The sequence below is a fragment of the Microbacterium sp. Root553 genome, assembly GCF_001426995.1.
Lineage (GTDB): Bacteria > Actinomycetota > Actinomycetes > Actinomycetales > Microbacteriaceae > Microbacterium.
Genome location: NZ_LMFY01000001.1, coordinates 259,986 through 279,447 on the forward strand (window position 1 = coordinate 259,986; position 19,462 = coordinate 279,447).

General features: G+C 69.2%; 19 protein-coding genes. 11 read left to right on the plus strand and 8 right to left on the minus strand.

Annotated elements, in window-relative coordinates; genetic code table 11:
- Nucleotide 1: 1 nt before the first annotated feature.
- Both ASD43_RS01150 and ASD43_RS01155 read right to left on the minus strand, forming a co-directional pair.
- On the minus strand, nucleotides 2-655 hold the full coding sequence (locus tag ASD43_RS01150; protein ID WP_082539158.1) for a TlpA family protein disulfide reductase: 654 nt from the start codon (nucleotides 653-655) through the stop codon (nucleotides 2-4).
- An 80-nt stretch (nucleotides 656-735) separates the two neighbouring features.
- The gene (locus ASD43_RS01155; protein ID WP_056412469.1) at nucleotides 736-1,140 is read right to left on the minus strand and encodes a MerR family transcriptional regulator; all 405 of its coding nucleotides are present in this window, start codon (nucleotides 1,138-1,140) and stop codon (nucleotides 736-738) included.
- A gap of 58 nt (nucleotides 1,141-1,198) precedes the next feature.
- On the opposite strand from ASD43_RS01155, the gene ASD43_RS01160 reads away from it, so the two are divergent.
- Nucleotides 1,199-2,101 carry an NAD(P)/FAD-dependent oxidoreductase gene (locus ASD43_RS01160; protein WP_056412472.1) on the plus strand — a complete coding sequence of 301 codons (903 nt, stop codon included), beginning with the start codon at nucleotides 1,199-1,201 and terminating at the stop codon, nucleotides 2,099-2,101.
- 37 nt (nucleotides 2,102-2,138) lie between these two features.
- Here ASD43_RS01160 and ASD43_RS01165 read toward each other — a convergent pair whose 3' ends face one another.
- Nucleotides 2,139-2,768 (minus strand): histidine phosphatase family protein, encoded by a 630-nt coding sequence (locus ASD43_RS01165; RefSeq protein ID WP_056412476.1) that lies wholly within the window; start codon nucleotides 2,766-2,768, stop codon nucleotides 2,139-2,141.
- Nucleotide 2,769: 1 nt separating this feature from the next.
- Nucleotides 2,770-3,144, minus strand: a complete 375-nt coding sequence (locus tag ASD43_RS01170; RefSeq protein ID WP_056412479.1) for a DUF5684 domain-containing protein — start codon at nucleotides 3,142-3,144, stop codon at nucleotides 2,770-2,772.
- 137 nt (nucleotides 3,145-3,281) lie between these two features.
- Here ASD43_RS01170 and aspS point away from each other — a divergent pair, with 137 nt between their 5' ends.
- Nucleotides 3,282-5,063, plus strand: a complete 1,782-nt coding sequence (aspS, locus tag ASD43_RS01175) for an aspartate--tRNA ligase (RefSeq protein WP_056412483.1) — start codon at nucleotides 3,282-3,284, stop codon at nucleotides 5,061-5,063.
- 80 nt (nucleotides 5,064-5,143) lie between these two features.
- Here the strand turns inward: aspS and ASD43_RS01180 are convergent, their stop codons facing one another.
- Nucleotides 5,144-5,971, minus strand: a complete 828-nt coding sequence (locus ASD43_RS01180; protein ID WP_056412485.1) for a sulfite exporter TauE/SafE family protein — start codon at nucleotides 5,969-5,971, stop codon at nucleotides 5,144-5,146.
- A 25-nt stretch (nucleotides 5,972-5,996) separates the two neighbouring features.
- Here ASD43_RS01180 and ASD43_RS01185 point away from each other — a divergent pair, with 25 nt between their 5' ends.
- The 6 genes from ASD43_RS01185 (at nucleotide 5,997) to ASD43_RS01210 (ending at nucleotide 10,868) form a co-directional block, all read left to right on the plus strand.
- Nucleotides 5,997-6,512: a GNAT family N-acetyltransferase gene (locus ASD43_RS01185; protein ID WP_056412487.1), complete on the plus strand. Its 516-nt coding sequence runs from the start codon at nucleotides 5,997-5,999 to the stop codon at nucleotides 6,510-6,512.
- 131 nt (nucleotides 6,513-6,643) lie between these two features.
- Complete coding sequence (locus tag ASD43_RS01190) at nucleotides 6,644-7,789, plus strand: ABC transporter substrate-binding protein (protein WP_056412490.1); 1,146 nt, start codon at nucleotides 6,644-6,646, stop codon at nucleotides 7,787-7,789.
- Nucleotides 7,786-8,736 (plus strand): ABC transporter permease, encoded by a 951-nt coding sequence (locus ASD43_RS01195; RefSeq protein ID WP_082539411.1) that lies wholly within the window; start codon nucleotides 7,786-7,788, stop codon nucleotides 8,734-8,736. The genes ASD43_RS01190 and ASD43_RS01195 overlap by 4 nt, the downstream gene beginning before the upstream one ends.
- Nucleotides 8,733-9,527, plus strand: a complete 795-nt coding sequence (locus tag ASD43_RS01200; protein WP_056412492.1) for an ABC transporter permease — start codon at nucleotides 8,733-8,735, stop codon at nucleotides 9,525-9,527. The genes ASD43_RS01195 and ASD43_RS01200 overlap by 4 nt, the downstream gene beginning before the upstream one ends.
- Entirely contained in the window at nucleotides 9,524-10,603 is a 1,080-nt protein-coding gene (locus ASD43_RS01205; RefSeq protein ID WP_056412494.1) for an ABC transporter ATP-binding protein, read from the plus strand. The genes ASD43_RS01200 and ASD43_RS01205 overlap by 4 nt, the downstream gene beginning before the upstream one ends.
- Before the next feature lie 85 nt (nucleotides 10,604-10,688).
- Complete coding sequence (locus ASD43_RS01210) at nucleotides 10,689-10,868, plus strand: YegP family protein (RefSeq protein WP_056412497.1); 180 nt, start codon at nucleotides 10,689-10,691, stop codon at nucleotides 10,866-10,868.
- Nucleotides 10,869-10,956: 88 nt separating this feature from the next.
- Here the strand turns inward: ASD43_RS01210 and ASD43_RS01215 are convergent, their stop codons facing one another.
- Genes ASD43_RS01215 through ASD43_RS01225 form a run of 3 tightly spaced genes read right to left on the minus strand, consistent with a single transcriptional unit; the run spans nucleotide 10,957 to nucleotide 13,356 of the window.
- Nucleotides 10,957-11,712 (minus strand): amino acid ABC transporter ATP-binding protein, encoded by a 756-nt coding sequence (locus tag ASD43_RS01215; RefSeq protein ID WP_056412500.1) that lies wholly within the window; start codon nucleotides 11,710-11,712, stop codon nucleotides 10,957-10,959.
- Entirely contained in the window at nucleotides 11,709-12,506 is a 798-nt protein-coding gene (locus ASD43_RS01220) for an amino acid ABC transporter permease (protein WP_045254737.1), read from the minus strand. The genes ASD43_RS01215 and ASD43_RS01220 overlap by 4 nt, the downstream gene beginning before the upstream one ends.
- A 34-nt stretch (nucleotides 12,507-12,540) precedes the next feature.
- On the minus strand, nucleotides 12,541-13,356 hold the full coding sequence (locus ASD43_RS01225) for a transporter substrate-binding domain-containing protein (RefSeq protein ID WP_056412504.1): 816 nt from the start codon (nucleotides 13,354-13,356) through the stop codon (nucleotides 12,541-12,543).
- Nucleotides 13,357-13,553: 197 nt separating this feature from the next.
- Between ASD43_RS01225 and ASD43_RS01230 the strand changes: the two genes are divergently transcribed.
- Genes ASD43_RS01230 through ASD43_RS01240 form a run of 3 tightly spaced genes read left to right on the plus strand, consistent with a single transcriptional unit; the run spans nucleotide 13,554 to nucleotide 19,448 of the window.
- Entirely contained in the window at nucleotides 13,554-14,243 is a 690-nt protein-coding gene (locus tag ASD43_RS01230; protein ID WP_157550672.1) for a hypothetical protein, read from the plus strand.
- On the plus strand, nucleotides 14,233-18,162 hold the full coding sequence (locus ASD43_RS01235; protein WP_235563989.1) for a Pls/PosA family non-ribosomal peptide synthetase: 3,930 nt from the start codon (nucleotides 14,233-14,235) through the stop codon (nucleotides 18,160-18,162). The genes ASD43_RS01230 and ASD43_RS01235 overlap by 11 nt, the downstream gene beginning before the upstream one ends.
- On the plus strand, nucleotides 18,159-19,448 hold the full coding sequence (locus ASD43_RS01240) for a M1 family metallopeptidase (RefSeq protein WP_056412513.1): 1,290 nt from the start codon (nucleotides 18,159-18,161) through the stop codon (nucleotides 19,446-19,448). Before ASD43_RS01235 ends, ASD43_RS01240 begins: the two co-directional genes overlap by 4 nt.
- The last annotated feature ends 14 nt before the right edge of the window (nucleotides 19,449-19,462 follow it).

Consider the following 19,462-nt stretch of genomic DNA (forward strand, 5'->3'; position numbering starts at 1 on the left):
ATCACGAGTCCTCCGCGAGCGCGTCCTTGACGAGCGTCGAGAGGATCGACGTGCCGTCGATGGGCCCGATGATGCGCGCGGCGACCCTGCCCTGCTTGTCGAGCACGAGGGTCGTCGGCGTCGCCTGGATCGGCACGGATGCCGCGAATGCGAGCTTCGCCTCGGCGGTGTCGACATCGATCAGGCTCGGGTAGGTCACGCCGAACTCGGCGGAGAACGCCTTGGCCGTGTCGGCCTGATCCCGCGTGTTGATGCCGAGGAAGGCGACGCCGTCGCCGCCCTGCTCCTGCCACACGTTCTCGAGGTCTTCGGCTTCGACGCGGCACGGGGCGCAGCCGGCGTACCAGAAGTTCACGACCGTGACCTTGCCCGCCAGCTCGGCACTGTCGAAGTCCTCGCCGTCTTCCGTCACGCCGCCGAACGCTGTCACGGGCTCACCGCGTTCCGCGACGGGGATCTCGACGATCGCGCCGTCGGCGGCCACGTATCCGGGGTTGTCTCCGCTGAGGAACGAGTCGTTCACGGGATCGGGAGCGCATGCGCTCAGACCGATGGCGAGCACCGCGGCGAGCGCGACACCGACCGACCGGCGGACGGGCCGGATGCGGGAGGGGCGGCCGCTGCGGATCGGAGGAACCGTCGAGGCGAGTGGCACGATTCCCAGTTTACGCGGGGGTTCCTATGCATGGGCCGGGCGCCCGTGCGGGCCCGGCGCGACTCGGGATCACGCCCCTGTCAGAAGCGTGCCAGCACGTCTTCGACACCGGCGCGGAAGCGCGGACAGCTCGTGATGTCGTGCGCCCGGCAGTTCATCGCATGCTCGGTGATCTCCCGCGAGCGCCGCATCTCCTCCATCCGACGATCCAGGTCGTCGAGGTGCCGCTGCAGCACCTCGTGCCGACCCCGGGCGCTGTCGTCGAGCAGCACCGCGATCTGATCGAGGGTCATGCCCGCAGCCTTGCTGCGCTGGATCACGGCGACCTGCACGACCTCGTCTTCCCCGTACCGCCGCCGGCCCGCGGCGTCGCGTGCGGGCCGCAGCAGGCCGACCGACTCCCAATGCCTGAGCACGTTGGTCGGCAGATCGAACCGCGCGGCGACCTCGCCGACGGACCAGGGATTCTGCGCGCTTGACTTCATGTTGACATGAAGTCACAGACTGAGCTCGAAAGCAAGCGAGCCCTCCGGAAGGACCCACATGTACGACGCGATCGTCATCGGCGCAGGACCCGCCGGCCTGCAGGCGGCACTCACACTCGGACGGATGCATCGGTCGACGCTGCTGCTGGACTCGGGCGAGTACCGCAACGGCACCGTGCAGCACATGCACAACGTGATCACGAACGACGGCGCAGCTCCTGCGGACTTCCGCGCCACCGCCAGGACGGAACTCGCCGCCTACACGGATGTCGAGATCCGCGACGTCGGGGCGCAGAACGTGACTGGCGCCGACGGGGACTTCACGATCGTCCTCACCGACGGTGACAGCGTCGAGGCCCGACGCGTCATCCTCGCGACGGGAGTCGCCGACGAACTCCCCGCCGTCCCCGGCCTGCAGCAGTTGTGGGGCCTGAAGGCCTTCGCCTGCCCGTTCTGCGACGGGCACGAGCACGCCGGCCGCCCGATCGGCATCCTCGGCCCCGTCGCGCGTGCCGAGCACCTGATCGGACTGCTCGGTCGCATCGTCGGGGACATCACGGTCTACCCGATCGACGAGCGCTTCACCGCAGAGGAGGCGCAGCTGCTCGAACGACTCGGCGCGAGGGCGAGCATGGAGCCGGTGGCCTCCGTCGCCGCGCACGGCGACGGCGTACGCATCTCGACGGAGTCCGGTGGCGCGCAGACGGTGGCAGGCGTCTTCGTGGCATCCGGAACACTCCGCCAGCGCGCGCCGTTCGCCGATGACCTCGCCCTGGGGATGCTGCCGTCGGGGTCGATCGAGATCGACGACTTCGGTCGCACCTCGCTGCCAGGGATATTCGCGGCGGGAGACCTCGCGCACCGGGCCTCGCTGCCGGGGCCGCTGGCCTCGGTGCTGCTGGCGGCTGCCGCGGGTCAGATCGCGGCGATCGGCGTCGTCCAGTCGCTCATGGCTCACTGACCTGCTCCTGCGCCACCTGGCCGACGAGAGGGCGCAGTCAGACCGCCCCGACGTCGATCGCGCCGCCGGTCGCGGCGGGCTCCGCGTAGGCGACCTCACGCCACACATCGCCGACGAGCTCGAACGAGGTGACGCTCGAGAGCGCGCAGCGCCGGGTGCGCGGGTCGTGCTGCAACGGCAGACCCGCCACCCGGAGGTGTGTGATCCAGATCGGCGCCTGGTGCGACACCATCACCAGATCTCCACCGTCGACCGACCTCCATGCCTCGGCCATCAGACCCAGCATGCGCTCGGCGATCGAGGTGTACGGCTCACCCCAGCTCGGCAGCGACGGCTGACGCAGGTGCCACCAGTTGAGCGGGTTCATCAGCGAGCGCTTCATCTGCGTGCCCTCGAACACGTTCGTGGGCTCGATCAGACGGATGTCGATCTCGGGGACCAGATCGAATCGTGCGGCGAACGGTTCGGCGGATTCCTGCGCCCGCTCCAGCGGGGAGGCGTAGAGCGTCGTCACCTCCCGGCCGAGGCCGGCGACGTGGTCGGCTGCCGCCTGCGCCATCGTCCGACCGGCCGTGCTCAGGTGGTAGTCGGGCAGCCGCCCATAGAGGACGCGCTTCGGGTTGTGCACCTCTCCGTGGCGGACGAGGTGCAGTCGCGACGCCACCATGTCAGACCTGTCGGTAGCGGGACTCGCCGAAGCCCAGGATCAGATATCCGATGTACGGGAAGACGAACAGGAGGAAGAACGAGAACAGCCCGCCCTTGCCGAAGCGCTCGCCCATCCGGATGGCGACGAAGATGCCGAAGATGAACCCCACGATCGGGATCAGGTAGAGCAGTGCGAGCCATCCCGACATCCCGGCGATCTTCACGAGGAAGATGACGTTCACGAAGGGGATGAGCGCGAGGATGCCGGGGTATCCGGCCTTCGTGAAGACCTTCCAGAGGCCGATCACGACCAGGATGTAGAAGGCCAGGACGATCAGCCCCGAGGTTCCCGAGAAGATCGATGCGTACAGGTCGGAGATTCCGTTGGAGTCCATGGGTGCCTTTCCGTCGTGGCGATCCTACTGACCGATATGCCGCCGCAGGGGGAGGCAGGACGCCCGCGCCCGAGTCCCCGCACCCGCCCACGTAGACTGGGCGGGTTCATCATCTCCCAGAACAGAAGGAATCCTCCGTGCTTCGCACCCACTCGGCAGGCTCACTGCGAGCCGAGCATATCGGTCAGACCGTCACCCTCTCGGGTTGGGTCGATCGCCGTCGTGATCACGGAGGAGTCGCGTTCATCGATCTGCGGGATGCATCGGGCATCGCCCAGGTCGTCATCCGCGACGAGGAGATCGCGCACCCGCTGCGCAACGAGTTCGTGCTCAAGGTCACCGGCGAGGTGTCGCGCCGCCCCGACGGCAACGCGAACCCGAACCTGCCGACCGGCGAGATCGAGCTCATCGCGACCGACGTCGAGGTTCTGAACGAGTCGGCCCCCCTGCCGTTCCAGGTGTCCACGGCTGTGGCGGACACCGAGACGGTGGGTGAAGAGGCGCGCCTCAAGTACCGCTACCTCGACCTGCGTCGCCCCGCCGCGGCATCCGCTCTGCGTCTGCGCTCGAACGTCTACAAGGCCGTGCGCGATGTGCTGCACGGCGAGGACTTCACCGAGGTCGAGACGCCGACCCTCACCCGCTCGACCCCCGAGGGCGCTCGCGACTTCGTCGTGCCCGCGCGTCTGCACCCGGGCAGCTGGTACGCCCTGCCGCAGTCGCCGCAGCTGTTCAAGCAGCTGCTCATGGTCGGCGGTGTCGAGAAGTACTACCAGATCGCGCGCTGCTACCGCGACGAGGACTTCCGCGCCGACCGCCAGCCGGAGTTCACGCAGCTCGACATCGAGATGAGCTTCGTCGACCAGGAAGACGTCATCACCCTGATGGAGTCGCTCATCCAGGCGATGTGGAAGACGATCGGCGTCGAGGTGCAGACCCCGCTGCCGCGCATGACCTACGCCGAGGCGATGTCGAAGTACGGCTCCGACAAGCCCGACCTGCGCTTCGGACTCGAGCTGATCGAGGCCACCGAGTACTTCGCCGAGACGCCCTTCCGCGTCTTCCAGGCAGAGTACGTGGGCGCCGTGCGCATGCCCGGCGGTGCCTCGCAGCCCCGCAAGCAGCTCGACGCGTGGCAGGACTGGGCGAAGCAGCGTGGAGCCCGCGGCCTCGCCTACGTGCTCTTCAACGAGGACGGCTCGCTCGGCGGCCCCGCCGCCAAGAACCTGTCGGAGGCCGAGCAGGCCGGACTCGCCGAGTTCGTCGGCGCCTCCGCCGGTGACTGCGTCTTCTTCGCGGCGGGATCGACGAAGGAGAGCCGTGCGCTCCTCGGCGCCGCACGCGTCGAGATCGGCCGTCGCCTCGGCCTGCTGAGCCCCGACGAGTTCGCCTTCACGTGGGTCGTCGACGCGCCGATGTTCGAGCCGGCAGCCGACGCCGTCGCATCCGGAGACGTCGCCGTCGGCGCCGGAGCCTGGACCGCCGTGCACCACGCGTTCACCGGCCCCAAGCCGGAGTTCCAGGACACGTTCGACACCGACCCCGGGTCCGCTCTCGCCTACGCGTACGACATCGTCTGCAACGGCTCCGAGCTCGGCGGCGGATCGATCCGCATCCACCGCGAAGACGTGCAGAAGCGCGTGTTCGAGGTCATGGGCATCAGCGACGAGGTCGCGCAGGAGCAGTTCGGCTTCCTGCTCGACGCGTTCAAGTTCGGCGCTCCCCCGCACGGCGGGATCGCGCTCGGCATGGACCGCGTGCTGCAGCACCTGACGAAGACCGAGTCGATCCGCGACGTCATCGCCTTCCCGAAGTCCGGCAACGGCTTCGACCCGCTGACCTCCGCGCCGGCTCCGATCACGCCCGAGCAGCGCGCCGAGGCCGGCGTCGACTACGAGCCCGAGGACGACGAGGCCTGACCCTCGCACCATGAGGCCCTCTTCCGCTCAGGCGGGAGGGGGCCTCTTCGCTGTGCGCCGCCGCGCCACGGCACGCGACGTCAACGGAGGGCAGCGAGAGCGGGAGCGATGTTCTCGTTCCACACGTCGACGCCGAGCTTCGCGATGAGCACGACGACGACGGCGAGGAAGACGATGCGGATGAACCGCGCTCCCTTCGAGATCGCCATGCGGGATCCGAGGTAGCTGCCCGCGACGTTCGCGACGGCGAGGATGCCGCCGAGCAGCCACAGCACCGCACCGTGCGGGATGAACAGCAGCAGGGCGCCGGCGTTCGTGGCGAGGTTCACGATCTTCGCCTTGGCGCTCGCCTGCAGAAAGTCGTAGCCGAGCAGCGCCACAAGCGAGATCACCAGGAACGTCCCGGTGCCCGGACCGATGAGGCCGTCGTAGAAGCCGATCACGAGCCCCGACAGCCCGGCCATGATGTGGTGCCTGTGGCCGCTGAAGCGCAGCATCGTGGCGGCCCCCATCTGCGGCCGGAAGGCCGTGAACAGCGCGACGGCGAGCAGCGCGACGACGATGATCGGCTTGAAGGCCGCAGCGGGCAGCACGGTGGCGACGGCCGCTCCCCCGAACGAGCCGACGAGGGCGATCACCGCCATCGGCAGAGCGGTGCGGATGTCGGGCTTCGCCCGCCGGTAGTACGTCACGCTGCTGGTGGCGGTGCCGAAGACGGAGGCGAGCTTGTTGGTGGCGAGCGCCTGGATCGGCGACATGCCGGGGATCAGCAGCAGCGCGGGCAGCTGCAGCAACCCGCCGCCACCCACGACCGCGTCGATCCACCCCGCGGCGAATGCCGCGACGATCACGAGGATCAGCGTGCCCCAGGTGAGCTGCTCGAGCCCGAGCACACTGCCGATGTCCATCGGTCCAGGATGTCAGACTGAGAGCATGCTCGACGCTCTCGCCCTGCCCTTCCCCATCGATTCCCGAGCGGGCGCCGCGACCCTGCGCAGAGCCGTCGTCGACGACGCGAATGCGGTGATCGCCCTGCTCTCGGACGACCCGATCAGCGCGTCGCGCGGCGACGTCGCATCCGTCGAGGACCGCCCCGCCTATGCATCGGCTCTCGAGGAGATCCTCGCCGACCCGTCGAACGATCTGCTCGTGGTCGAGCTCGACGGAGCAGTCGTCGGCACCCTGCAGCTCACCTCGATCCCCGGCATGGCGCGACGCGGTGCGAGACGTCTGCTCGTCGAGGCCGTGCGCGTGCGCAGCGATCTGCGCTCGTCGGGCATCGGCTCCGCCGTCATGCGCTGGGTCTCCGACGATGCGGCGCCGGCGCTGGGCTCGGCGATGGTGCAGCTCACCTCGGACGCCGCCCGCACCGATGCGCACCGGTTCTACGAGCGACTGGGATACGTGGGTTCGCACGTCGGGTTCAAATATCAGGTTCCCCGCGCCTGAGCCCCGCTCCCACCCGCCACGACCCGGACACCTGTCGTTCACCGACCCAGGTCCGATCGGCAACCCGCGGCTCATAGTGTCCTCTCGCAACCCGAATCCGGCGTGCAACGCCGGGCACCGAGAGGATCCTGATGACCAACTTCCACCGCCGCGCGCGCATCGGCGCGGGCATCGCCCTGTTCACCGCCGCCGCGCTCGGCCTCACCGCCTGCGCGACCGGAGCAGAGACCCCCGCCGCCGCCGGCGAGGGCGATGCCGTCGACGCCGCCGCCGCGACCTCGGTCGACGACTTCGGCTCGTTCGCCGACCTCGAGGCTGCCGCGAAGGCCGAGGGCCAGCTCAACGTCATCGCGCTTCCGCGGGACTGGGCGAACTACGGCGAGATCATCGATCTCTTCACCGAGAAGTATCCGGAGATCACCGTCAACGAGGCCTCGCCCGACGTCTCGAGCGCCGAGGAGATCCAGGCGGCGAAGACGAACGAGGGCCTGGACACCGCGCCCGACGTGTTCGACCTCGGCCTGACGGTCGCGCTGCAGAACACCGATGTGTTCGCGCCGTACCAGGTGCAGACGTGGGACGAAATCCCCGATGAGCTCAAGGAGCCGACCGGCCTGTTCGTCGGCGACTACGGCGGGTACATGTCGATCGGCTACGACTCGTCGAAGTTCGACGCCCCGAAGACCCTCGACGACCTGAAGGACGCCGCCTACAAGGGTGCGGTCGCCATCAACGGCGACCCGACGCAGGCAGGCGCGGCGTTCGCGGCTGTGGGTCTCGCGACCGTGCAGTCCGATGGCACGCTCGACGACTTCCAGCCCGGCATCGACTTCTTCGCCGACCTGCAGAAGGCGGGCAACCTGCTCAAGGTCGACGTCACCACGGCGACCGTCGCGAGCGGCGAGACGCCGGTCGTCTTCGACTGGGATTACCTGAACGCCGCGCACGCGGCCGACAACAAGAACTGGAAGGTCGTCGTCCTCGACGGCACCGGATACGCGGGCTACTACAACCAGGCGATCAACAAGGATGCCCCGAACCCGGCAGCCGCACGCCTGTGGCAGGAGTTCCTCTACAGCGACGAGGTGCAGAACCTGTGGCTCAAGGGCGGCGCCCGTCCCGCGCGCATGGAGGCCATGACCGAGGCCGGCACGATCGACGCCGACCTGGCCGCGGCCCTGCCCAAGGTCCCGAGCGAGACGGTCGTGCCGACCGAGGAGCAGTCGACGAACGCCGGCACGCTGCTCGGCGAGAAGTGGGCAGCGGCCGTCCAGTGACCACGGCCACCACGACGGGGGCGGATGCCGCGGCATCCGCCCCCGTCACCCCCACCGCTCACAGCGCAGGGCCCGCGTCGACCGCGCGGGCCCTGCGCTCGGGGCCGTCCGCCGCCTGGTTGGGGCTCGTGCCCTTCGCCGCGTATGTGCTGCTGTTCCTCGCCGTGCCGACCGTCCTGGCCATCGGCTCGGGGTTCTTCACGAAGGACGGCGCCTTCACCGTCAGCAACGTGTCGGCTCTCATCGATCCCGTCGTGCTCACCACCTTCGCGAACTCCGCCGGGCTGTCGCTGCTGACCGCCGTGGTCGGCGCGATCGTCGGGGCCCTCGTCTGCTATGCCCTCCTCGGCATGAACCCCGAGGGCGTCGTCCGCTCGACGGTGGATGCCGTCGCGGGTGTGCTCGCCCAGTTCGGCGGCGTCATGCTCGCGTTCGCCTTCATCGCCACGATCGGCATCCAGGGCGTGCTGAAGCTGTTCCTGCAGGACACGTTCGGCATCGACATCTTCGCGAACGGCACCTGGCTCTACGAGCTGCCCGGCCTGATCCTGCCGTACATCTACTTCCAGATCCCGCTCATGGTGATCACGTTCATGCCCGCCCTCGCCGCGCTCAAGCCGCAGTGGGCAGAGGCGAACCTCACGCTGGGCGGCACCCGCTCCAGCTTCTGGCTGCGCATCGGCGCCCCGGTGCTCGCCCCGTCGTTCCTGGCCAGTCTGCTGCTGCTGTTCGCCAACGCGTTCTCGTCGTACGCGACCGCCGCCGCCCTCGCCAGCCAGGGTTCGCAGATTGTGCCGTTGCAGATCCGCGCGGCGCTGACGAGTGAGACCGTGCTGGGTCGAGAGAACCTCGCCGGGGCTCTCGCGCTCGGCATGATCATCATCGTCGGAGTCGTCATGGCCCTCTACTCACTCATCCAGCGCCGCGCAGCGAGGTGGCAGTCGTGAACCGCCTCGCTCCCTCCCCCGTGACCCGCTGGATCATCGGCATCCTCGTCGGAGCCTTCTTCGCGATCCCGCTGATCTCGACCTTTCTCTACACGCTGCGCCAGACCGACGGCAGCCTCGGCCTCGAACGCTGGGCTGCGGTGTTCGATCCGGCGAGATCCGCGGCGATCCGGCCGATCTGGATGGGTCTGGGCAACTCGCTCGTCCTCGCCCTCGTCACGGTGGCGATCGTTCTCCTGCTGCTCGCGCCGACCATGATCCTGGTCAATCTGCGCTTCGGCAGGCTCCGCCCCGCCTTCGAGTTCGTGGTGCTGCTGCCGATCTCGATCCCCGCGATCGTGCTCGTGGTCGGGCTCGCGCCCATCTACCTCCAGATCGGCCGCTCCCTCGGCACCGGCACCTGGACGCTCGCCTTCGCCTACGGCATCACCGTTCTCCCGTTCGCCTATCGCTCGATCCAGGCGTCGATAGACGCCGCCGATCTGCGCACGCTCGCCGAGGCCGCACGTTCCCTGGGCGCGAGCTGGCCGACCGTGGTGCTGAAGGTCCTCGCACCGAATCTGCGTCAGGGGCTGCTGGCTGCCTCGCTGATCTCGATCGCGGTCGTGCTCGGCGAGTTCACGATCGCCTCGCTGCTGAACCGCCAGGTGTTCCAGACCGCCATGGTCGTCGTGCAGAAGCAGGATCCCTACGCTCCCGCGATCTTCACGCTGCTGGCTCTGCTGTTCGTCTTCCTGCTCCTGCTCCTCATCGGCCGCGTCGCTCGCGGCACCCGAAAGGCCCAGTCATGACCCTTCCCGAGACCGCCGACAACATGCTGCTCGCCGAGGCCGGCGAGGGCACTCGCGTGCAGCTGCAGGGCATCGTGAAGAGCTACTCCGGCACCACCGTGCTGCACGGCGTCGACCTCGACATCGCGCCGGGCGAGTTCGTGTCGCTGCTCGGCCCGTCCGGGTGCGGAAAGACGACCCTCCTGCGCGTGCTGGCCGGGCTCGAGGGCCTCGACGGCGGCGCTGTGCTCCTCGGCGGAAGCGACGTGTCCCGCGTACCCACCAACAAGCGCGACATCGGCATGGTCTTCCAGTCGTACTCGCTCTTCCCGCATCTGCGAGTGGTCGAGAACACGGCCTTCGGGCTCCGCCGCCGCGGTGTCGGCAGAGCGGATGCCGCTGCGCGCGCGCTCGATGCCCTCGCCCTCGTCGGACTCGCCGACTTCGCCGATCGTTTCCCGCACCAGCTCTCCGGCGGGCAGCAGCAGCGCGTGGCGCTCGCCCGCGCGCTGGTGACGGAGCCCAAGGTGCTGCTTCTCGACGAGCCGCTGTCCGCCCTCGACGCGAAGGTGCGCGTGCAGCTGCGCGACGAGATCCGTCGGATCCAGCTGCGCCTCGGCATCACCACCGTCTTCGTCACCCACGACCAGGAGGAGGCGCTGGCGGTGTCGGATCGGATCGCGGTGATGAACGCGGGCACCATCGAGCAGATCGGCACCCCCGAGCAGCTGTACACGTCACCGTCGACAGCGGGAGTGGCCGCGTTCGTCGGTCTCTCCAGCGTCGTCTCCGGCGTCGCCGAGGGAGATCACGTCGTGGTGTGGGGACAGCGGCTGCCCCTGCGTTCGCCGGCCGACGGTCCCGTCGATGTGTTCCTTCGGCCCGAGAACGTGCACTTCGCGTCCGAGGCGGATGCCGCGACGGACGCGCTCGTGCAGGAGAGCACGTTCCTCGGCAGCATGCGCCGCACGCTCGTGCGCACCGAGTCGGGTGAGCTGGTGCGGCTGCAGCACGCCCCCGGCATCCACCCCGCGTTCGGCGATCGCGTGCGGATCGCGGTCGCCCCCGAGCCGGTCGCGGTGCATCCACGGGGCTGAGCGAGCCCTATCGCTGGCCGGTACTCCGAGATACCGTGATGCTCGAGGGCCTCGTTCCCTCCTCACCGTCGAGAAAGGACACCTCATGGCAGGCAAGTTCGAGCTGTACACCGACAGTGCCGGTGGTCATCGGTTCCGACTGAAGGCCGGCAACGGCGAGGTCATCGCGTCGAGCGAGAGCTACACCACGCGGTCCGCCGCGAAGAACGGCGTCGAGTCGGTGAAGACCAACGCGCCGGGAGCCACGGTCGTCGAACTCGACTGACCGCGACTCCGCACCGCACACACAGACCCCCTCCTGTACACCGCGCAGGAGGGGGTCTGTGTATGGTGAGGGCCGTTCGACCGCGAACTCAGAGCACGCGAGCCAGGAAGTCCTGGGTGCGCGGATGCTGCGGGTTGGCGAGCACCTCACGCGGGTCACCCTCTTCGACGATGTGTCCGCCGTCCATGAAGATCAGGCGCGACCCCACCTCGCGGGCGAAGCCCATCTCGTGCGTGACGACGAGCATCGTCATCCCCTCGTCGGCGAGCGAGCGCATGACCTGCAGCACTTCGCCCACCAGCTCGGGATCGAGAGCCGACGTCGGCTCGTCGAACAGCATCATGTCGGGATTCATGCACAACGCGCGGGCGATCGCGACGCGCTGCTGCTGGCCGCCCGACAGGTGACCGGGGAAAGCGTCCGCCTTCTCGGCGAGTCCGACGCGCCCCAGCATCTCCTTCGCGATCTTCTCGGCCTCGGCCTTGGACCGCTTCTTCACGCGCTGCTGCGCGACCATGAGGTTGCCCATCACATCGAGGTGCGGGAACAGGTTGAAGCTCTGGAACACCATGCCGATGCGCGTGCGCACCCGGTCGATGTCGACGTCGGGGTCGGTGATGTCGATCCCCTCGATCAGCACCTTGCCGCCTGTCGGCTCTTCGAGCAGGTTCACCGAGCGCAGAAGCGTCGACTTGCCGGAGCCGGAGGGTCCGATGATGCAGACCACCTCGCCCGCGGTGACGGTGAGGTCGATGCCCTTGAGCACCTCGTTGTCGCCGAAGCTCTTCACGAGCCCCTGCAGGTCGATCGCCGGAGCGTGGACATCAATCAGATCGGTGATCATCGCTGCTTCGCCATCCGTCGTTCCAGGTACGCGCTGAAGCGCGTGAGGGGGATCGTCACGATCAGGTACAGGATCGCCGCCATGATCAGCGGCGTCGCGTTCGTGTTCTGCGTCGCGGCGTCACGGGCGAAGTTGGTGAGCTCCTTCGACCAGATGAACGTTCCCGCGACGAAGAGCAGCGACGTGTCCTTCAGCAGCAGCACGAACTCATTCGTGAGCGGCGGGATGATGATGCGGAATCCCTGCGGCACGATGATCCAGAACGTGGTCTTCATGGGAGACATGCCGAGCGAGCGCGCAGCCTCGGTCTGCCCCTTCGGGACCGCCTGGATGCCGGCGCGGATCGTCTCGGCCATGTACGCCGACGCCACGAGGATGAGGCCGACGAGACCGAGCACGACCGGGCCGCCGAGGTCACGCCCCGAGATGCCCAGTGCGATCGGCAGGATGAAGGCCACACCGAAGATCGTGAGGATCGCGGGAAGCCCGCGGAACAGCTCGATCCAGGCCGTGGCGATCCATCGGAACGGCCCGATGCTCGACAGCTTCAGCAGTGCGAGCACGACCCCCAGCAGGAGCCCGGCGACGAACGCGACAGCGGTGAACCACAGCGTGTTGACGAGTGCGGTCGTGATGATCCCGGGGAACATCTTCGCCGCGATCTCGGGGTTGAAGAACAGCGGCCCGATCTTCGCCCAGTCGGTGCTGACCGCCGCCCAGACGACGATCGCGATCAGCACCGCATAGACGGTGTACCGGTACAGCTTGCTCTTCGTGGTGCGCCTCAACGCCATTGTCAAGGTCTCCCTGCTCTACGTCGCTCGCCGATTACTTCGCGGTGAAGTAGGTGTCGTAGATGGTCTGGTAGTCGCCGCTGTCGCGCAGATCCTGCAGCGCACCGTCGATCGCCTCGCGCAGCTTGTCCTTCTCGCCCTTCGCGAACGCGAAGCCGTAGGACTCGCCCGTCTCGTACTCCTCGACGATCTTGTAGGCGTTGTCGGCCTTCTCGTGCTCGAGGTTCACCGGCTGGTCCTGCAGGATGGCGTCGATCTGACCCGCCTGCATCGCCGGCCACAGCTCTCCGTCCGAGGGGTACTGCACGAGTTCCGCGCCTGTGGCGTTCTCGGTCGCGTACGCCTCACCGGTCGTGCCCTGCTGCACGCCCACGTTCTTGCCCGACAGGTCGTCGATCGACTCGATGCCGGAGTCGGTGCGCACGAGCAGCGACTGCAGCGACTCGTAGTACGGCTCGGAGAAGTCGATGTTCGCCTTGCGCTCGTCGGTGATCGTCATCGCCGACGCCCCGACATCGCAGGTGCCGGCCGCGAGCGTGGTGCCGGACTGCAGCGCGTCGAAGCCGACGTCCTGCACCGACAGCTTGAGGTCGAGCTCCTTCGCGATCGCGTCGAGCAGGTCGATGTCGAAGCCCGTGTACCCGGTGCCGTTGTCGCCGCCCTCGAACTCGAAGGGCGCGTACGGGATGTCGGAGCAGACCGTGAGCGTGCCGGCCTCGACGAGGTCGTACTCGTCACCCGCCGCCGGCTCACCGGATCCGCCGCTTCCTGCGCCGCCCGCACAACCGGCAAGGGCGATGGTGGCGGTCGCGGCGAGCGCGATCCCGGCGATGATGTTGCGACGCTGCATGTCAGCTCCTGAAAAGTGAGGGGTGTGTTGCTCACGGGCGGGTAGGAGAACATCTAAACACGCGCGCTCCTGCCGAGCCCGCCCCGGGCAGTGTTCTGCGGATCACATTTGTGTTGCAAGTGTGACCGAATATGACGGCCGTGTTACAGCTCGGATCGCGACGCCGATCGCGGTACCTGCAGCACCGATTGTTCACCTTGCCTGAGTATCCTCTGTGCCGAACGCGTGAGCCTCTGTGCTCCGGATTCCGAGGAGACCCGATCATAGCCAAGAAGACCGCAGCCCGCCGCGACGCCGAGGCGGCCATCGATGCCGCCGCACGTGCCGCGAAAGACGCCAAGAAGCTGATCAAGAACCTGCCGGGAAAGTCGGCGAAGAAGCTCAAGCCTCTCGTCGAGGACGCGAAGGACGCCTCCAAGGTCTCGAAGAAGAAGGTCGCCGACCGGCCGAAGAAGGTCGCGAAGTCCGCCGTCGCCGCGACGGAGCGACTGCAGAAGGCGAGTGCGAAGCTGCACGCCGCTGCCGAGGCGAAGGCGGCGCCCGTGAAGAAGAACGAGAAGACGAAAGCTCCCGACAAGAAAACGCCCGCGAAGAAGGCGGCGCCCAAGAAGTCGGCGGCCCCCGCGAAGAAGGCGACTCCCGAGAAGAAGGCACCCGCCGCATCCGCCCCCGTGGAGTCGGCACCCGCCGCATCCGCCCCCGTGGAGTCGGCACCCGCCGCATCCGCCCCCGTGTCGCCGGCCCCGCAGACGCCGACCGAGAACGCCGCCGCGCACGACCTGAGCGCGCGGACAGTCGTCGAACTCCGCGCGCTGGCGCGCGCTCAGGGCCGCACCGGATACTCGCGCCTGACCAAGGCCGCGCTGCTCGATCTCCTTGCGCACTGACGTGCAGGAGGCGCTCGATCGCGGCGCATACGCACCGCTCCCCCGCACACTGATCGACGTCCTGCGCGACACGACGGCGCGGTATCCCGATGCCTCCGCGGTCGAAGACGGCGACGGCGCGCTCAGCTATGCCGAGCTGCTCGCGCGGGTGTGGCGCACGGCGGCCATGCTCCACGAGAACGGGGTGCGGCAGGGCGACCGGGTCGGCATCCGGATGACGTCGGGGCGCCGCGAGCTGTACATCGCGATCCTCGGCACGATGGCGGCCGGCGCCGCCTACGTTCCGGTCGACGCCGATGACCCGCAGGAGCGCGCGGACCTCGTGTTCCGGGAGGCGGGCATCGCCGGCACGATCACCGATGCGGGCTATCGCCCTGCCGAGGGCGTCGAATCCGCCGCGCTGTTCGCCAGCGGGTCTCCGCACCCCAGCACCTCCGCGATCCCGGTCGTCGCCCCGCCGACCACCGAGGACGACGCCTGGATCATCTTCACCTCGGGTTCGACCGGGGTGCCCAAGGGTGTGGCGGTCTCTCATCGATCGGCCGCGGCCTTCGTCGACGCCGAGGCGCGCCTCTTCCTGCAGGAGGCACCGCTCGGGCCGGGCGACCGCGTACTGGCGGGGCTGTCGGTCGCGTTCGACGCGTCGTGCGAGGAGATGTGGCTGGCCTGGGGGCACGGCGCCTGCCTCGTGCCGGCGCCCCGGGCGCTCGTGCGCTCCGGCGAGGACCTCGGTCCCTGGCTGCTCGGCCACGGCATCACGGTCGTGTCGACGGTGCCGACCCTCGCGGCGCTCTGGCCGCAGGACGCGATCGAGAACGTGCGGCTGCTGATCTTCGGCGGCGAGGCGTGCCCTCCCGAGCTGGTGGCGCGGCTGGCCTCCGAAGGGCGCGAGGTGTGGAACACGTACGGGCCGACCGAGGCCACGGTCGTCGCCTGCGCGTCTCTCATGGACGGCATCGGCCCCGTGCGCATCGGTCTGCCGCTCGACGGCTGGTCGCTGGCCGTCGTCGACGCCGAGGGGCATCGGGTCGCCGACGGCGAGGCGGGCGAGCTCATCATCGGGGGTGTCGGGCTGGCGCGCTATCTCGATCCCGCCAAGGATGCCGAGAAGTACGCGCCCATGCCGACACTCGGGTGGGAGCGGGCCTACCGCTCCGGCGACGTGGTCCGCATGGAGCCCGAAGGACTGATCTTCCAGGGCCGCGCCGACGACCAGGTCAAGATCGGCGGCCGCCGCATCGAGCTGGGCGAGGTCGAGACCGCACTGCAGGCCCTCACCTCGGTGTCCGCCGCCGCCGTGGTCGTGCAGAAGACCGATGCCGGCCTTCCTCTCCTCGTCGGCTACGTGGTCCCGGACGAGGGCTTCGACCGGCAGACCGCCCGCTCCGAGCTCGCCGCGCTGCTGCCCGCCCCGCTGATCCCGCTGCTCGCGACCGTCGACGATCTGCCCGTGCGCACCTCGGGCAAGGTCGACCGCGCCGCACTCCCCTGGCCGCTGGACTCCGGCGACGCGGGAGACTCCTCGCTGTCCGGCACCGCCGCGTGGCTCGCCGAGCAGTGGTTCGCCGTGCTCGGCATCCGCCCGGACGACGACGATGCCGACTTCTTCCAGCTCGGCGGGGGCTCGCTCGCCGCCGCTCAGCTGGTGTCGCGCCTGCGCACCCGCGCCCCCGAGTTCACGATGACCGATGTCTACGACCTGCCGCGGCTGCGCCAGATGGCGGATGCCGTCGACGAGGAGGCCGACGACGACGACACCGAAGAACGGGTCTTCAGTCAGCCTGTTCCCACACCGCGGCGGATGCAGTGGGTGCAGACGATCGCCGGCCTGCCGCTGTTCGTGTTCACCGGCATCCGCTGGCTGCTCTTCCTCCTCGCCGCGAGCTGGATACTGCGGCTCTCGCCCGGATTCGAGTTCCTGCCCGATGTGCCCGTGTGGACCGTCATCGTCGGGCTGCTCGTGTTCGTGACCCCGCTGGGCAAGATGACGATCGCCGCGGTCGCCGCCCGACTTCTGCTCGCCGGGCTGCGCCCCGGCGACTACCCGCGCGGCGGCGGGGTGCACCTGCGGCTGTGGCTCGCCGAGCAGATCGCCCAGCAGGTGGATCCGGTCGGACTGGCCGGCGCCCCCTGGGTCGTCTACTACGCCCGAGCCCTCGGCGCCCGCATCCACCGGGATGTGGACCTGCACACGGTGCCGCCGATCACGGGAATGCTCGACATCGGTCCCGGCGCCTCGATCGAACCCGAAGTCGACCTCACCGGCTATTGGATCGACGGCGACACCGTGCGCATCGGCGGCATCCGCATCGGCGCCGACGCGACCATCGGCGCGCGCAGCACCCTCGCACCCGGCACGAAGATCGGTCGCGGAGCGGAGATCGCCCCGGGGTCGGCGGTGTTCGGTCGCGTGCGCGCGAAGCAGCGGTGGGCGGGCTCCCCGGCGGCTCGGATCGGTGGCACCTCGTCGCCGTTCGCCCCCGACCGCCCACCGACCAGGGTCCGGTGGCTGTGGGCGTACGCGGCCTCGTCGGCGCTTCTCGGCCTCCTCCCCGTCATCTCGCTGGCCGCCGGGGCCGGGATCCTGGCGCTCGGCATCCGAGGCTCCGACTCGCTGCTCGCGGCGGTCCCCGGCATCCTCGCGCTGCTGGTGCCCGCGGTGCTGCTGGCCGGTCTCGTGTTCGCCGGCCTGGTGCTGCTCTTCGTGCGCGTGCTCGGTCTCGGGCTCGCCGAGGGCGTGTACCCGGTGCGTTCGCGAGTCGCCTGGCAGGCATGGACGACCGAGCGCCTGCTCGATTCCGCCCGGACCTTCCTCTTCCCGCTGTACTCCAGCATCGTCACCCCGATCTGGCTGCGTGCACTGGGCGCCGACGTCGGTCGCGACGTCGAGGCGTCGACCGTGCTCCTCATCCCGACGCTCGCGACGATCGCCGACGGCGCGTTCCTCGCCGATGACACCATGGTGGCGACCTACGAGCTGCGGGGCGGGTGGATGCGGTTGCGCAGAGCGCGGATCGGCAAGCGCGCCTTCCTGGGCAACTCGGGCATGGCCGCAGGGGGCCACAACGTGCCGCGCGACGGCCTGGTCGCCGTGCTGTCGGTCGCTCCCCCCAAGGCCAAGGCCGGATCGTCCTGGCTGGGATCGCCGGCGGCGCGCCTTCGTCGGGTGGTCAACGACTCCGACCTCGAGCGCACCTATCGGCCGCGCGCGAGCCTGCGCCTCGCCCGTGCACTGTGGGAGTCGTGCCGCATCATCCCGGTGTTCGTCACCTGCGCGATCGGCCTCTCCGTGATGCTCGCTCTGGCCGCTGTCGTCGAGAACGGGGGCCTGGGCTGGGCCGTCGCCCTCTCGAGCGTCGTGATGCTGGCGGCCGGCGCGGTCGCCGCTCTCGTCACGACGATCGCCAAATGGCTCATCGTCGGGCCGATCCGCGCGGGCGAGCATCCGCTGTGGTCGAGCTTCGTGTGGCGCACGGAGGTGTCCGACACGTTCACCGAGATGGTCGCGGCCCCCTGGTTCGCCAATGCCGCCGCCGGCACGCCCGCTCTCGCGATCTGGCTGCGCTCGCTCGGCGCGAAGATCGGACGCGGCGTGTGGACCGACAGCTACTGGCTGCCCGAACCCGACCTCGTGACGCTCGGCGACGGCGCGACGGTCAACCGCGGATGTGTGGTTCAGACGCATCTGTTCCATGATCGAGTGATGAGTATCGACGCAGTGACCCTCGAGAACGGTGCGACCCTGGGTCCGCACAGCGTGATCCTGCCCGCGGCGACGATCGGGGCGGATGCCACGGTCGGCCCCGCCTCGCTCGTGATGCGGGGTGAGTTCGTGCCGGTCGGCAGCCGGTGGAGCGGCAATCCCATCGGTCCGTGGCGAGCGGTCAAGGTGCGCTCGTACCAGGCGACCGACGCATGACCGTCGACCCGTACACCCCGCACAGCGGCGATCGACGCTACGGGGTGCTGCACTACGACCTCGCGATCGACTACCGTGTCACGACCAATCGTCTGGTCGGCACGGCCACCATCCGACTGCGGATGCAGGAGTCGGCCGCGCACATCTCCTTCGACCTGATCGGCCTCAAGGCGACGAAGGTGCGCGTGACCGGAGACCGCGCCGCGTCCTTCCGCCAGGACGATCGGCGGCTGAAGGTGATCTTCGGGGCGGAGCGTGCCAGCGGCCGGGAGGTCACCGTGTCGATCGACTACACCGGAGCACCGGGGCCGCGGCGCACCCGATGGGGTCTGCTCGGCTGGGAGGAGCTCGAAGACGGCGTGATCGTCGCCTCGCAGCCGACCGGCGCACCGACCTGGTTCCCGTGCAACGACATCCCCTCCGACAAGGCGACGTACCGACTCGCCTTCACCGCCGACCCCGAGTACACCGTCGTCAGCGGCGGTGCCGCCACCCGGTCGACGCAGCGCGGTCGCACCCGCTGGACGTTCGAGCAGCCGGTGCCGACGGCCACCTATCTGATGACGGTGCAGATCGGCCAGTACGACGACGACAGAGTCGCCCTCGGGGACACACCGGGACGTCTGTTCCACCCGCGCCCTCTGGCCACACGCGTGCGAGCAGACTTCGCCGATCTCCCGGCGATGATGTCGGCGTTCGTCGAAGCCTTCGGCCCCTACCCGTACGAGTCCTACAAGGTGGTCATCACCCCCGATGCCCTCGAGATCCCTCTCGAAGCCCAGGGCATGGCGATCTTCGGCGCGAACCACATCGACGGGAGGGGCGGCAGCGAGCGCCTGATCGCCCATGAGCTCGCGCACCAGTGGTTCGGCAACAGCGTGGGAGTCGCCCGCTGGCAGGACATCTGGCTCAATGAGGGGTACGCCTGCTATTCGGAGTGGCTGTGGTCGGAGGCAGGCGGTGGTGCGACGGCGCACGCGAACGCCGTGGAGCATCACGCCCGGCTCCGGGCACTCCCGCACGACCTCGTGCTCTCGGACCCGGGCGCGGACGACATGTTCGACGACCGCGTCTACAAGCGGGGCGCGCTCACCCTGCACGCCCTGCGCCTGACGGTCGGCGACGAGCTGTTCTTCGCCCTCACCCGCGAGTGGACGAGTCGGTTCGCCGGTCTCGCGGTGACGAGCGACGACTTCCTCGGGCTGGTCGACGAGCTCGCCGGCTGGCAGGCACGCGAGCTGGTCCGCTCGTGGATCGACGAGCGCGCACTGCCCGCACTCCCCTGAACCGGGCGAGCTCC